This window comes from Eggerthella sp. AM16-19, from assembly GCF_003474385.1.
Taxonomy (GTDB): Bacteria; Actinomycetota; Coriobacteriia; order Coriobacteriales; family Eggerthellaceae; genus Senegalimassilia.
The window spans coordinates 162,568-175,308 of the sequence record NZ_QUCY01000001.1 but is presented as its reverse complement, the minus strand read 5'-3'; the positions used below and the strand labels follow the sequence as shown (position 1 = coordinate 175,308).

At 52.0% G+C, this 12,741-nt stretch carries 15 protein-coding genes; 6 read left to right on the top strand and 9 right to left on the bottom strand.

What is annotated here, in order from left to right; translation table 11 throughout:
• The first annotated feature begins 1 nt into the window (after window position 1).
• The 4 genes from DW178_RS00865 to gluQRS are packed head-to-tail and all read left to right on the top strand — an operon-like array spanning window position 2 to window position 3,376.
• Entirely contained in the window at window positions 2-592 is a 591-nt protein-coding gene (locus tag DW178_RS00865) for an indolepyruvate oxidoreductase subunit beta (protein WP_042434236.1), read from the top strand.
• Window positions 592-1,023: an ACT domain-containing protein gene (locus DW178_RS00860; protein WP_118349252.1), complete on the top strand. Its 432-nt coding sequence runs from the start codon at window positions 592-594 to the stop codon at window positions 1,021-1,023. Before DW178_RS00865 ends, DW178_RS00860 begins: the two co-directional genes overlap by 1 nt.
• Before the next feature lie 28 nt (window positions 1,024-1,051).
• Complete coding sequence (locus DW178_RS00855; protein ID WP_118349251.1) at window positions 1,052-2,416, top strand: phenylacetate--CoA ligase family protein; 1,365 nt, start codon at window positions 1,052-1,054, stop codon at window positions 2,414-2,416.
• Window positions 2,417-3,376 (top strand): tRNA glutamyl-Q(34) synthetase GluQRS, encoded by a 960-nt coding sequence (gene gluQRS / locus DW178_RS00850; protein WP_286168430.1) that lies wholly within the window; start codon window positions 2,417-2,419, stop codon window positions 3,374-3,376. It begins immediately after the preceding gene.
• Between the two features lie 11 nt (window positions 3,377-3,387).
• Here gluQRS and DW178_RS00845 read toward each other — a convergent pair whose 3' ends face one another.
• Genes DW178_RS00845 through DW178_RS00835 form a run of 3 tightly spaced genes read right to left on the bottom strand, consistent with a single transcriptional unit; the run spans window position 3,388 to window position 6,001 of the window.
• A complete protein-coding gene (locus tag DW178_RS00845; RefSeq protein ID WP_118349250.1) occupies window positions 3,388-3,828 on the bottom strand; it encodes a hypothetical protein in 441 nt (146 codons plus the stop codon).
• A gap of 38 nt (window positions 3,829-3,866) precedes the next feature.
• Window positions 3,867-4,814, bottom strand: a complete 948-nt coding sequence (locus DW178_RS00840; RefSeq protein WP_286168429.1) for a prenyltransferase — start codon at window positions 4,812-4,814, stop codon at window positions 3,867-3,869.
• Window positions 4,814-6,001, bottom strand: coding sequence for an Mbeg1-like protein (locus tag DW178_RS00835; RefSeq protein ID WP_118349249.1), 1,188 nt, complete (start codon window positions 5,999-6,001; stop codon window positions 4,814-4,816). Before DW178_RS00835 ends, DW178_RS00840 begins: the two co-directional genes overlap by 1 nt.
• 41 nt (window positions 6,002-6,042) lie before the next feature.
• Between DW178_RS00835 and DW178_RS00830 the strand changes: the two genes are divergently transcribed.
• The gene (locus tag DW178_RS00830; RefSeq protein ID WP_118349248.1) at window positions 6,043-6,474 is read left to right on the top strand and encodes an acyl-CoA thioesterase; all 432 of its coding nucleotides are present in this window, start codon (window positions 6,043-6,045) and stop codon (window positions 6,472-6,474) included.
• Window positions 6,475-6,550: 76 nt separating this feature from the next.
• Here the strand turns inward: DW178_RS00830 and DW178_RS00825 are convergent, their stop codons facing one another.
• From DW178_RS00825 to nrdR, 4 genes are all read right to left on the bottom strand, one after another.
• Window positions 6,551-7,138 carry a hypothetical protein gene (locus tag DW178_RS00825; protein WP_118349247.1) on the bottom strand — a complete coding sequence of 196 codons (588 nt, stop codon included), beginning with the start codon at window positions 7,136-7,138 and terminating at the stop codon, window positions 6,551-6,553.
• 229 nt (window positions 7,139-7,367) lie between these two features.
• On the bottom strand, window positions 7,368-7,850 hold the full coding sequence (locus tag DW178_RS11095) for a hypothetical protein (RefSeq protein ID WP_147363782.1): 483 nt from the start codon (window positions 7,848-7,850) through the stop codon (window positions 7,368-7,370).
• A gap of 8 nt (window positions 7,851-7,858) precedes the next feature.
• On the bottom strand, window positions 7,859-8,305 hold the full coding sequence (dut, locus tag DW178_RS00820; RefSeq protein WP_118349246.1) for a dUTP diphosphatase: 447 nt from the start codon (window positions 8,303-8,305) through the stop codon (window positions 7,859-7,861).
• A gap of 2 nt (window positions 8,306-8,307) precedes the next feature.
• Window positions 8,308-8,754 (bottom strand): transcriptional regulator NrdR, encoded by a 447-nt coding sequence (gene nrdR / locus DW178_RS00815; protein WP_042434204.1) that lies wholly within the window; start codon window positions 8,752-8,754, stop codon window positions 8,308-8,310.
• A gap of 548 nt (window positions 8,755-9,302) precedes the next feature.
• Between nrdR and lexA the strand changes: the two genes are divergently transcribed.
• The gene (gene lexA, locus DW178_RS00810) at window positions 9,303-9,941 is read left to right on the top strand and encodes a transcriptional repressor LexA (RefSeq protein WP_118349245.1); all 639 of its coding nucleotides are present in this window, start codon (window positions 9,303-9,305) and stop codon (window positions 9,939-9,941) included.
• Window positions 9,942-10,319: 378 nt separating this feature from the next.
• Here lexA and hflX read toward each other — a convergent pair whose 3' ends face one another.
• Window positions 10,320-11,633: a GTPase HflX gene (hflX, locus tag DW178_RS00805; protein ID WP_118349244.1), complete on the bottom strand. Its 1,314-nt coding sequence runs from the start codon at window positions 11,631-11,633 to the stop codon at window positions 10,320-10,322.
• 147 nt (window positions 11,634-11,780) lie between these two features.
• Window positions 11,781-12,701: a diaminopimelate epimerase gene (gene dapF / locus DW178_RS00800; RefSeq protein ID WP_118349243.1), complete on the bottom strand. Its 921-nt coding sequence runs from the start codon at window positions 12,699-12,701 to the stop codon at window positions 11,781-11,783.
• Window positions 12,702-12,741: the final 40 nt, after the last annotated feature.

Sequence of the window (12,741 nt, the reverse complement as noted above, 5' to 3'; positions counted from 1 at the left end):
CATGTCCAACGCAACTACCGTTTTGCTGTGCGGCGTCGGCGGGCAGGGCACCATCCTTGCCGCGGACCTGCTTGCTCGCACGGCCCTTGCAAGCAACTACGACGTGAAGGTTTCTGAGATCCACGGCATGTCCCAGCGCGGCGGCGCCGTTACCACGGTCGTCCGTTTCGGAACCGAGCCGGTCGCAACCATGGTCGCCGACCACGGGTGCGTCGACTGTGTGGTGTCTTTTGAAACCACCGAGGCGCTGCGCAATCTGCCCTTCGTTCGCGAAGGCGGCTATCTGCTGGTGGCTGACGAGGACATCAAACCGCTGCCCGTGCTCACCGGCAAGGCCGGCATGCCTGAAAACGCGCGCGAGAAGCTGCAGGCCGCGGGTGCTTCGCTTATCCCCGCGGGCCCTATCGCCGAACAGGTGGCAACCTCGAAATCGGTGAACGTGGTGCTGCTCGGGGCTCTGGCCACGCGCCTGGATTTCTCCGAAGAGGTATGGAAGGAAGTCATCTCAAAGCGCGTTCCTCCCAAAACCGTCGAAGCGAACCTTCGCGCATTCGATGCCGGTTATGAATTTGCCCGAAAGGGGGCCGAATAATGAGCGTTCAGCAGATCAGCGTGTTCGTTGAAAGCAAGCCGGGGCATTTGTCCCGTGTGGTTGATGCGTTCACGCAGGCAAACGTCAGCGTTCGAGGCTATAGCGCATCCGACACCTGCGATTACGGCATCGTGCGATTCGTAGTCGATGACCCCGATCGCGCGCTGCAGGTGTTGCATGATATGAATTGCGCTGCCACGAAAACCTCTGTGCTGTGCCTTCGTCTTGAGGACAAGCCTGGCGAGTTGGCGCGTGTTTTGAAGGTGCTCTCCTCGTGCGGCATCAACGTGCAGTACAGCTATTCGCTGATCTCCACGTATATTTGCCTGTACGTCAAAGACCTTGATCAAGCGGAGAAGCTGTTGGCCGATCAGCCCGTTGAGCTGCTTGATCAGAAGGATTTTCTTCACATGACGGCCGGTATTGCCTAACCTCGCACGCTAGATAAGGTGTTGTTTCATGATCGATATCACGGAAAAGGGCGCAGCGCTTCGCGCGGCCTCTGAGGGTCGCTTCAATGAGCTGCCCGTTCATAACCCGGATGTGGAATGCTGTTCGCGTGAGCGCATCCGCGCCATTCAGCTTGAAAAGCTGATCGCGCAGGTGGAGTGGACCTATGAGCGAGTTGCGTGGTATCGCGACCAGATGGACGAGATGGGCGTGAAGCCTTCCGACATCAAGTGCTTGGAGGACGTGTGCAAGCTCCCCTTCACCGACAAACATGCGCTGCGCAAGACGTTCCCGTATGGCATGTTCGCCGTGCCTTTGGACGAGGTGGTGGAGCTTCATTCGTCTTCGGGCACCACGGGAAAGCCCATCGTGGTGGGCTATAACCGCCACGACATGGACGTTTGGAACGATTGCATCATGCGATTGGTGCAGATGGCGGGCGTCGTGCCTACCGACCGCGTGCAGATGGCATTCGGGTACGGCATGTTCACCGGCGGTTTCGGCTTGCATTACGGCCTGCAGCGTCTTGGCTGCATGATGATCCCTGCCGGCTCGGGCAATACCGAGCGCCAAATCCAGATGATCCAGGATTATGGCACGACGGTGCTGGTGGCTACGCCTTCTTACGCCATGCATATCTGCGAAGTCGGCGAGAAGATGGGCTACGACTGGGAGACCTCCACGCTACGCGTCGGTCTGTTCGGCGGAGAGCCATGCCCTCCGGGTCTCAAGGCCGAAATCGAATCCCGTATGCATATCGTTTGCACGGACAATTACGGTCTGACCGAGGTCATGGGACCTGGCGTGTCGGGCGAGTGCCTTGCTGAACGCGATATGCAGCATATCGCTGAGGACCATTTCCTGTGGGAAGTGGTAAATCCTGAAACCGGCGAGCCTGTTGCCGATGGCGAGATGGGCGAGTTGGTCCTCACCCCGCTCGACAAGCAAGCTATCCCGGTTCTGCGCTATCGCACGCACGACTTGACGCGCGTGGTTACGGATCCCTGCAAGTGCGGCCGCACGTCCGCAAGGATGCAGAAGGTCCGTTCCCGTTGCGATGATATGCTCATCATTCGCGGTACGAACGTGTTCCCGAGCCAAGTGGAAGATGTGCTTTCGGGCATTGACGGCGTGACCCCGCATTATCGCATCGTCGTTGACAACGAAACGGGTCTGGATCGCATGGTCGTGCATGTGGAGCTGAAGCCTGAGGCGTTCAGCGACTCCTTCGAGGAAATGGACAAGTTCCGCAAGCATATCGAGAAGGAACTCAAGAGCGTTCTGCTTGTGGCTTCGAAGGTCAAGCTTGTCGAGCCTGGCGGTATCGAGCGTTCGTTCGGCAAGACCAAGCATGTTCAGGATCTGCGCAAGTAAATGATGTCGCAGTCGCATTATTTCGAACCTGGAGCGAACCGTCCCGTGGTGGGGCGGTTCGCTCCATCTCCGACAGGTCGGATGCACGCGGGGAATATCTATGCTGCTCTTTCGGCTTGGCTGGTTGCTAAATCCCAAGGCGGAACGATCGTTCTGCGTATCGAGGATCTAGATCGTGACCGCTCTAAAGCGGAATATATCAGCGCTGTGCAACGAGATTTCGAGTTGTTGGGCCTTACCTGGGATCAAGGCCCGTTCTTTCAGCATGATAGGGATGAGGCCTATCTCGAGGCGTTCAGCGGCTTGGAGCGCAAAGGTCTGGTGTACCCATGCTTCTGTACGCGCGCTGACCTGCATGCGGCATCTGCTCCGCATAGGGGAGAGAAATTCGTCTATCCTGGCACTTGTCGCGGGTTGACTGCGGAGCAGATTGCTGAAAAAAGCTTGTGCAGGGCCCCAGCGCAGCGTTTACGCGTACCGGATGCCGCATACTCCTTCGAGGATATGGTGCAGGGGCGCTATGAGCAGAACTTGGCGCATGATTGCGGAGATTTCCTTATCCGTCGTTCCGATCAGGCATTCGCATACCAGCTTGCGGTGGTCGTGGACGATGCGGCTCAGGGCGTTACAAGCATCGTGAGAGGCGTTGATTTGCTTTGTTCCACGCCTCAGCAGCTATACTTGCAGGAATTGCTCGGGCTTGATCATCCTCGTTATGCGCATATCCCCTTATTGGTTGCGGAGAAGAATCGCCGGCTTTCGAAGCGCGATCATGATGCCGGTATTGAAGAGCTGCTCGTAAGGTTTAAGACTCCGGAAGCGATTATCGGACATATCGCAGGCATATGCGGACTTGCCCCAACGTGCGATCCTGCAACCCCTGAACAGCTGCTGGCTACGTTCGATGCAGCGCAATTACCTGAGCTGTTTGGCGATCCTGTTCAAATTGCCTGGCGATAACGGCCTTCTGATCAGAAAATAACCGCCATCAGGCTGAGAAGCACGCATTGAGCCAAAACGAAAATGGTTACTCGAACATTGCTGCTTTTGAACTTGGCTTTGGGGTCTTTCGAACCGACAAGCTTCACATACAGTCGAACAACGGTGATCAGAAACGCCACCATGGCCACATCGCACACAAGGGAGAAGATCGTAGCCAGATCAGGAACGCCCATGGTCTGCCCGAGTTCGTAGAACAACAAGCTGGCATCAGTGGCGAAGAAGGCGAAGGTAACGGCACTTGCCAATCTGGTGATTTCCTTAGCCTTGGCTTCTTGTTGCTGTTTTTGGTAATTTGCGCTCTCGTCATATTTGTAGACCAGCTGAAGGCATTTTCCATTCATCAGCTGAAAAGCCACGAGCAGCGAAACGCATCCAAAGATGACGGCGAAAAAGATTTGAAGCAATCCCATTGAGCAAACCTCGTCTCTTTACAGTCCGGTAAATCTCTCTAGCATACGATAACAGAATTGCTCGCCAGAATCGCAGCGGCATACCAAGCACCTAAGGCGATATTCACCGAGCAAATCTGCGACATGGCCGCTTGTCGGCTTTGCGGCGCCAAAGGATTATTTCGCAAAGCTTTGAGGAGCGGATAGGTCGAAAGCAGTAAAAAGGGGAGCATGATCAGGCCCTGCGTGAAGAAGATGCCGACGATTAAGATGATTGCGATGAGCCATAACCACATGATCGCGTGGTACAACCTGCGGGCTTTTTCGCGATTCAGCAGCACGGATAGCGTACGGCGATGGGCTACGGCGTCTTTCTCGATATCGCACGTGTTGTTGGTGAACATGATCAAGCCGATGCCGAGGATTTCCGGGACCGCCCAAAGCACAGCTAGGGGAGTGAGCAACCCGGTGAGAACCTGGTAGCACGCCAAGGGGATAAGGCCGCCCATAACGATGCCGCTGACCGCTTCTCCAAGAGGGAGATAAGAAATCGGGGTTTTACCAGCAGAATAGAGAACAACGAAAACCGCGCCGATGACACCGATTGCAAGGGGAATCGGTCCGGCGTGATAGATCACATAGCCGCCCAGGATAAAAGCTGTAACCAGTAAAGCGATGGCATATACCAGTGCACAGGTAGGATTCACCTTGTTGTAGATCAGCACAGCGTCGGTAGGGTCTACATCATCATCCGACGAATCGGTGCCCTTAACGTAATCGTAGTAATCATTGAACGTGTTCACCGAGCTTTGCATGAGGATGCAGATGCCAAGGAGCGCGATGGTCAAGGTTGCGGATATCGGGTACCCCGTCGCTATTGCCAACGAGGCGGCTATTGCAACAGGCGCTATCGACGCTGGCCAGGTGTGAGGAGCAGCAAGGTCGAATGCCATCTTCGCGGTGAATCGGTTGTAAGAGTGCCCGCTAGGGTTTTGTGATCGGCTCATTACTGATTGCTTCGCTTTCTAGACTCGTTTTGCAGAAGACCGTTTCCCGCATCCTTAATGCGGGCTATGGTTTGGTTTTTCAGCGTTGCCCCCAGACTTCCTAATGTGGAAATGAGGAACTGTTTGGTGTCGACGTCGAGTTTGGAGCCAGCCCCCATCACGGTTGCCATATTCGCTCCCAGACGGGTTTGGAAATCTGCCCAGCTTGTTGCGTTTGTTTGCGTGATCAAATCATATATGGTTTGAATAAAGCGCTCTCGCTCAGCAGGCGTTTTGCTGCGTAACCACGTATCTAACGCTTCATCGAAGAACTGTGCAGATGCATTCAAATCTTGTTGGTAGACGAAATCGTCTCCCTCGACCATCCATGAGAAAGGGTGGTGCTGAAAGATAGCGGAAGCCGACGATTGAACCACGCGATAATCGTCGCTGCGTTCCAATATCATTCCGAACGCAGAAGACTCGGGAACAAGTTTATGCAGTTTACGATCGTACTCAGCGGTAGTTCGACGAGGGGAGGGGTCTTCAAGGAACGAAGGTCCATCGTGATCGTATATGGCGATGATCCGACGATAGGTGCCTTCGTCTGTGCACAATGCCGCGTATTGGGCAAGGTTTCCGCCTTTTGAATGTCCGCCGAGTATCAGCTGACAGGTCGTTGCTGACGAAACGCCGGAAACATAAGCAAGCGCGGAGCGCTGGGAGGGGATAACCGGTTTATATGAAAGATTGAAGTCCTCTTTCCAGCCCGTCAGCGTTCCATCGGTTCCTCGGAACGCAATGTATGCCATGATTCCTTGGCTGGACTCGAAGAAAAAGGTGCATGCCGAGAATTGCTTGTCAACCGCATCAGAGGTTTCGTCGACGAACAGAGCGACGGAGACATCTCGATAACGCCTGCTGGCCCTGATGGCCTGAATGAAACGCAATGTGTTCTCGGAGTCCTTGAGCCAGCTCCCTTCGGTAAGCAAGTTGACTTCGCATAAAGCTAATATGTCGGACAGCAATACAGGCGTTGAGGTATGCGTGTCTAATAGGCAGTTAACTGCGGTCAGCTCGGGTTTTAGAACAAGCTGATCAAAATTGAAATAGCACAACGATGAAAACACAAGTGAATCAACCGGATTTACGGGTGATTCGATAAACGTTCGCTGCTCACGTTCAATATACGTTACGATTGAGTCCATGGCTTCATTCTAATCGTTTTGCTAGGTACTTGGAGGTTGCTATGAAAGTTTGCACGGCGATACCTGTTCGATATGCGGAAACAGACAAGATGGCAGTTGTGTATCATGCAAACTATTTGCTGTATTTTGAGGACGCACGGACTCGCTTTCTTGAAGAGCTTGGCTATCCGTATGCACGCATTGAACAAGCCGGCTACATGTCGCCGGTCGTCTCGTTCGAAGTGCGCTACGGAGAGCCTTTGCGATACGGTGACGTTGCCATCGTACGCACTTGGGTCAGTGAATCCCGTGGCACCAAAACCACGTATTCATATGAGGTGTTTAAGCAGGGTGACGACGTGGAAGTAGCTAAGCCTTGCGTTACAGGCACGAGCACTCACTGTCTTGTTGATTCGAACACGTTTAAGCCGGTAAGTATCAAGCGCACGCTGCCTGAACTGTTTGATCTCTATGAACAGGTTTGCGAACGATAAGCTTCATGTGCTTACGAAAATCAAGTGCCATCCGTATACAGCATCTGAATCTCATTGTGCGCTCTTGTGACATTAGCTAGCCTTGCAGCGCTTTCAGTAATGCTCCATTGATGTCGCTGTCAACAATCCATGACTTATCAATCTTATGCAAGGTTACCGTAATCGGATCATGTTGTACCGGTGCTGCCGCATTGATGAGGTCAAGTGTGTTTTCGGCAACCTCGGATTGCGTTTGCTCTTCAGTATTGTTCGCGCTTGCGCCGGATTCGAAATCTTCTGTGGCTTTCTGTTCCAGTGCGGCAAAGATGCTGTCCGTGGTTTTACAGGTGATGGTGAGATCTACGGTTGCCGTGTCCTTATCAATGTTGATAGGGCCAAGCGCGTAGTCAAACCCATCAAGGTAAGCTGATATGTACGATATAGGATCTATGCCGATGTCTGAGAGCTGTTGCTTAGCATCGTCTGAGAGCAAGCTGGTCAAGGTAACTTCATCTTTAGCTTTGATAGCTTCCAGAGGTTGAGAGACAGCTTGTTCGATACGTTCCTCATTAGAGGGGCCGCAACCTGTTAACGCAAGCATTAGAAAAACAGCTGCGATCGTAACCGTAGTAATACAGACGACGCGAATCGATATCGACTTGAAATCTAGTGCTACAGAGTTCATGGACAGGCCCCCAAAATCCCAGTTCCCTAGTTAACATAACATATATTATCAATGATAAATATCGTTCAATCATAGCACGAAATGAGATGTTTACCTAAGCAGAGCACACGTTATGAAACACATGGACCCAGCTTGAACTTAGACGGTGGCGTTGTGGCTTGCAGGTGTTATGAAGCTCCTGCTATGCATGCGTCTCAAGCCAAGCTCAGCGCGGTTCGGGAAATATCTCCTAGCCCCATGTTGAAGTTCCTGCAGCTGTTCCTGCGCTCATATTGCCAGCAATGCTTGCGAAGTCTCCGCTTTGAAGCATCTGCTCGATTACGGGAAACATAATTACAAAGGATACCGCGTTGAGCGTTACCGCTACCAAGCAGATAATCAATGCGGTCCGCGTGGACTTGAGCATTCCGCGAGCTATGGATGCGGTATCGTTACTCTTTTGAGCAATTGAGTGTAATTTGCGATAAGCCAAAAACGCGCAAATCGCACCGATAGTTCCTAGCAGCATTCCACCTACAAATAGGGACAACGGGCCCGCGATAAATGCAAACGTCGTTTGAGAGCGCGCTGTCTTAAGCGTCTGTTCGTCTAAGGCATTCGGCCTGAACTGATTGTTTCCATCATTGGGATTAGGTTGTGTTTCCGGTTTGCCATGAGGCTCATGATTTTCATCAAGGTATGGACTGGGACGATTGTTTTGTTGATCGGCCACGTTAACTCCTAATTGCGGATTCCACTGCTGCCGAAACCCGATTCTCCTCGTTGCGATTCCGTCAATTCCTCGACCTGCTCGAAGTTGATCGTAGGGATCGGCATGACAATGAGCTGTGCAATGCGGTCACCGATTTCGATGGTAAATGAATCGTTGGGATCGGTGTTCAGCAAAATTACCTTCAGCTCACCACGATAATTGCTATCGATAAGACCAGGTGCGTTGACGATAGAAATGCCGTGCTTCGCAGCTAAGCCGCTGCGAGGTAATACAAAACCTGCATACCCTTCAGGTAGCGCGATTGCGAGTCCTGTGGCGACCATAGCGCGTTCATGCGGTTTCAACACAATACGCTCGACGGATCTCAAGTCTACTCCCGCATCACCGTTATATGCCGTGTGAGGGATTTGAGCATCGCGTGAGAGCATTTTAATAGGGACGCGCACGTTGTCCATAGCTACTTCAACCCCTCAAGAGCCGCAGCAAATTCCTCTACGTTTTGAAAATCTTTGTATACGCTTGCAAATCGCACGTAGGCTACATCGTCAAGCTTCGCCAATCGCACCAAAGCCATGTCACCAAGCTCTTTAGAGCCAATTTCGCTTTTAGATGCATTGCGTAGCTCGGCTTCTATGCTATCAATCAATGCGCCCAACTGCTCAGGAGCTATCGGCCGCTTAGCGCACGCAATGAGGAGACCCCTCATGAGCTTTTGTCTGTCATAAGCTTCGGATGAACCATCGGATTTGATGATGATGAGCGGATTGTCGCCTAAGCGCTCATACGTAGTGAACCTTCGACCGCATTGGAGGCATTCCCGCCTGCGGCGGATGCTGCTACCATCATCAGACGGACGGGAATCAACTACTTTGGATTCTAAGTTTCCGCATGCCGGGCATTTCATACAATCGCACTCCTTCGTTCGATGATATGTAGCCTAACATACAAGATATAGCGGTTTATACATTGTTACAAAAGAGTGCACCAAATCGTGACACAAGATATTGCCCTTAGCGGAAGTGCGGATCGGCAATGATTCATAAAATTCCAGCGATGATGGTAAGCAACGCGAACAAGGTGATTGCGCCGGCGGTTTGAGTTGGAGTTGCGCGAGGTCCAGCTTGATATGGCTGACGGAAGTCGCCACTTTGCCTTATGAGTGCGTTACTGCGTCGAGACTCGCCGGCAGGATGACAGGATGATGTATCGTCAATCTGCCGGGCGCTATACTCAGATCCGGGAAATTGAATGATATGCGCAGATGAAACGCGTGCATCTAGCTTTAGCGCCGCTGTGCCGCTAACTGCCGAACGAGAATCACGGTGTTGCATATTTCCTCCCCTTTGCTCTTGCGTAGAACCTTTGTTCGCATATATAATAGAGCGAACAAAGGTTCATGTCAACAGAAAAACAAACGGATGTTCGTTATAGTTCACCTCGAAAGGACAGCCCATGACCGACAAGATCACTAAGCGCCAGCAGGCGGTGCTCGACGTCATCGAGCAATGCATCCGCGAAAAGGGCTTTGGTCCCACTGTTCGCGAGGTGTGTCAGGCTTTGGGGCTCTCCTCTCCTTCCACCGTGCATGTTCATTTGAAGGCGCTTGAGGAGAAGGGCCTTATCAAGCGCGATGCGCTGAAATCGCGGTCGATAGCGCTTACCTACCCGCTTGACCATACCGAAGATGCTACGAATATCGTTCACGCTCAGTTTGACGATATCGTGTCCGTGCCATTGGTCGGAGACGTTGCGGCCGGAGTTCCCATCCTTGCCGAGCAGAACATCACCAACACTATGTCGTTGCCTATCGAAATCGTTGGCGATGCACCTTCTTTCATGCTGTCTGTGCATGGGGAAAGCATGATTGAGGCGGGTATCAACGACGGCGATTACGTCGTGGTCAAAGAGCAGCCGGTTGCAAACAATGGGGACATCGTTGTTGCCATCATCGACGATGGGGCTACGGTTAAGCGCTTCTACAGAGAGCAAGATCATATTCGACTGCAGCCGGAAAACTCTTCCATGGACCCCATCATCACCACTGATTGTTCCATTGCCGGCAAGGTAGTTGCCGTGTTCCGCCGTTTATAGTGAAACTCTACGGGCATAGCTACTCAAGCTAGAGCACGTGATCTGTGATTGAGCTAGCCATTCAAGTTGTAATGCTCGCAATATGAACTTGTTCAGGCACCTTTTCTCGTGCAATCTGATAGTGTCGGAACAGTTGGTACAAGCCGCTCTGATGACGCGGAAGATTGTGTATGCGATATAGCTACATGGGGCATGTGTATTTGGGTCGCCGATATCGTACGAACCGCTATGAGGGTTGAATAATGCCCGCATAAAACCTAAATACGGCCCGAATGCAGCATGCGCGCATTCGGACCGTTGGCTACCCGGGCACGAAGATGTCCGCCTGAAATTGCAAAACATCTTTTCTGCTGTGGCTAAAACTTGTGGTTTGTCGATTTATTGCTTGGCATCGCTCAAGGATCTGAACTCATCTACATATGCTTTTGGCACTAACATAGTCAGATGAGTCCCAGTTTCGATGTGCTCTTCGGTCAAGATCCTGCAACGCTCGTGAGCCTTCGATACTAAATCACCGCGTTGGTACGGAACGACTACATCAAGGTGCGTATCTTGAGCGGATGCTACATGAGCGATCCTGTCGACAAGCTGATCTATTCCCTCCCCTGTTTCCGCTGATACGAGCAGCGCATCATAGCGATTGGCCAATGCTTCCTGTTGCTCGATCGTCAGTAAATCGCATTTGTTGAAAACCAGCACCCTGGGTAAGGTTTGGGCATTGATCTGCTCTAAGACTTCTTCAACTGCCACTATCTGTTCTTCAAATTCGTCAGAAGAGGCATCAACCACATGCAATATCAAATCCGAGCCGGTGATTTCATCTAGTGTAGATTTAAATGCTTCAACCAAGGTGGTCGGTAGCTTCTGAATAAAGCCGACCGTATCGGTTAGCGTGATTTCGCGTCCTTCGAGCAGTTCGTATTTCCTTGTAGTGGAGTCGAGCGTAGCGAATAATTTGTCGTATGCAAGAACATCGGCGTTGGTGAGCCGATTGAGCAAACTTGATTTACCAGCATTGGTATACCCTGCGAGCGAGACTTTGAACATCCCGCTTTCGTACCTGCTCTCCCTTTGAACGGCTCGAACTTCAGCCAAATGTGCAAGTTCGCGTTTGATGGTGGTGATACGCTTGCGAACCAATCGACGGTCAACTTCAAGCTGGCTTTCGCCTTCGCCGAATCGGCTGCCTACGCCACCACCCATGCGGTTTGAGGCTAAGTGCGACCACATACCACGAAGTCGAGGGAGCAGATATTGGTTCTGAGCAAGACGAACTTGCAAACGTCCTTCTTTGGTCGTTGCATGAAGTGCGAAAATATCCAAGATCAAAGCGGTGCGATCGATGACTTTCAAGTCGCGATCAACAGACTTTTCCAGGTTTGATTGCTGCGATGGCGTTAACTCGTCATCGAAAATGATCAAATCTGCTCCAGTTGATCGGCAAAGCCGAGAGATCTCTTCCACCTTGCCGCTGCCCACAAAAGTCCTGGGATTTGGAGAATCAAGCTTTTGTGTTGTAACGGCAACCGTATCCGCTCCTGCGGTATCCGCTAATCGCTCAAGCTCCGCTAAAGAAGATGAGATATTCCAACGCATGCCGGGTCGTTCGACGCCAACAAGCACGGCCTTTTCCCGCTTCTCTTCAACAGTTGTTTTCGCACCCTTAACTAAGACCGATTGATATTCCGACATCGGTAATCCTCTCCGGTGGGTTCAAGCTGAAATGCGTATATTGGAATGGATTATGGCTTGTGCTTGATGTGGCCCCCAAAATGAAAACAAGCGCAGGTGCATTCCCGCGCTTGTCGATAGTAGCATAAGTCGTCCGATTACGAGCGGCTACAACTCAACGGTACCCTGGAAGGCCTCCGTGGCAGGACCCGTCATCATAACGTGATCATCGGTATCCCACTTGATATGAAGCGTACCGCCGCGCAATACGACATCGTTCTCCCTAGAAGCACGGCCAGTCAATGCTGCTGCGACATTAGTGGCGCACGCCCCGGTGCCGCAGGCAAGGGTCTCACCGCAGCCGCGTTCAAATACGCGCATCTCGATGGCATCTTTGCCGATGTGAGCGAACTCGACATTGGTTTTCTCGGGGAACACCGAATGGCTTTCGTAATATGCGCCGATTCGATTCAGATCCAGCGTTGCGAGACATTTATCACTCGCGCTTACGAACAGTTCATCGGGCAGTGTGCTGAAATCATCGATGAAGCAGATAGCATGCGGATTCCCCATAGAGACGCACGTGAAGGCAAACGCCCCCCAAGGAGATTCGATAGCACTGTCTTTCACGAAACCCGTCTCGTCATCAGCGAGGGCGTTTGCAGGCAAGTCAACCGGTACATTTTGCGGTTCGAGAACAGGATGACCCATATCAACGGTGGCAAAGGTCAACTTGTCGTGTTTGTCCACCTCAAAGCTGATCGGCTTCGGACCCGCCAACGTGTCGGCCACGAAGGAGCCATCGCTTGCAAGCACGAACCCGCGGTCTACGAGGTACTTTGCAAAGCAACGAACACCATTGCCGCACATTTGCGCAAGCGTGCCATCTGCGTTGATGTAGTGCATATATGCAGCACACTCGGAGCGTTTCGAAGGGCGCACCATAATCACGCCATCCGCGCCGATACCGAAATGACGATCGCACAGCAAGGCGACTTGCTCCTGCGTCAGCTCGATATCTCTCGAAAAATCATCGATGAAAACGAAGTCATTGCCAAGACCATGAAGCTTAACAAAATCCAATTCCATGAGGTTTTACGCACGCTCCTTTAACAAGGGTGAATACAAT

Coding starts and splice junctions, on each gene's coding strand:
- DW178_RS00855 (WP_118349251.1), top strand. CDS start 1,052: ATGATCGATATCACGGAAAAGGGCGCAGCGCTTCGCGCGGCCTCTGAG.
- DW178_RS00865 (WP_042434236.1), top strand. CDS start 2: ATGTCCAACGCAACTACCGTTTTGCTGTGCGGCGTCGGCGGGCAGGGC.
- DW178_RS00825 (WP_118349247.1), bottom strand. CDS start 7,138: ATGAACTCTGTAGCACTAGATTTCAAGTCGATATCGATTCGCGTCGTC.
- DW178_RS00840 (WP_286168429.1), bottom strand. CDS start 4,814: ATGAGCCGATCACAAAACCCTAGCGGGCACTCTTACAACCGATTCACC.
- dut (WP_118349246.1), bottom strand. CDS start 8,305: ATGGACAACGTGCGCGTCCCTATTAAAATGCTCTCACGCGATGCTCAA.
- hflX (WP_118349244.1), bottom strand. CDS start 11,633: ATGTCGGAATATCAATCGGTCTTAGTTAAGGGTGCGAAAACAACTGTT.
- DW178_RS00845 (WP_118349250.1), bottom strand. CDS start 3,828: ATGGGATTGCTTCAAATCTTTTTCGCCGTCATCTTTGGATGCGTTTCG.
- DW178_RS00830 (WP_118349248.1), top strand. CDS start 6,043: ATGAAAGTTTGCACGGCGATACCTGTTCGATATGCGGAAACAGACAAG.
- gluQRS (WP_286168430.1), top strand. CDS start 2,417: ATGATGTCGCAGTCGCATTATTTCGAACCTGGAGCGAACCGTCCCGTG.
- nrdR (WP_042434204.1), bottom strand. CDS start 8,754: ATGAAATGCCCGGCATGCGGAAACTTAGAATCCAAAGTAGTTGATTCC.
- dapF (WP_118349243.1), bottom strand. CDS start 12,701: ATGGAATTGGATTTTGTTAAGCTTCATGGTCTTGGCAATGACTTCGTT.
- DW178_RS00860 (WP_118349252.1), top strand. CDS start 592: ATGAGCGTTCAGCAGATCAGCGTGTTCGTTGAAAGCAAGCCGGGGCAT.
- DW178_RS00835 (WP_118349249.1), bottom strand. CDS start 6,001: ATGGACTCAATCGTAACGTATATTGAACGTGAGCAGCGAACGTTTATC.
- lexA (WP_118349245.1), top strand. CDS start 9,303: ATGACCGACAAGATCACTAAGCGCCAGCAGGCGGTGCTCGACGTCATC.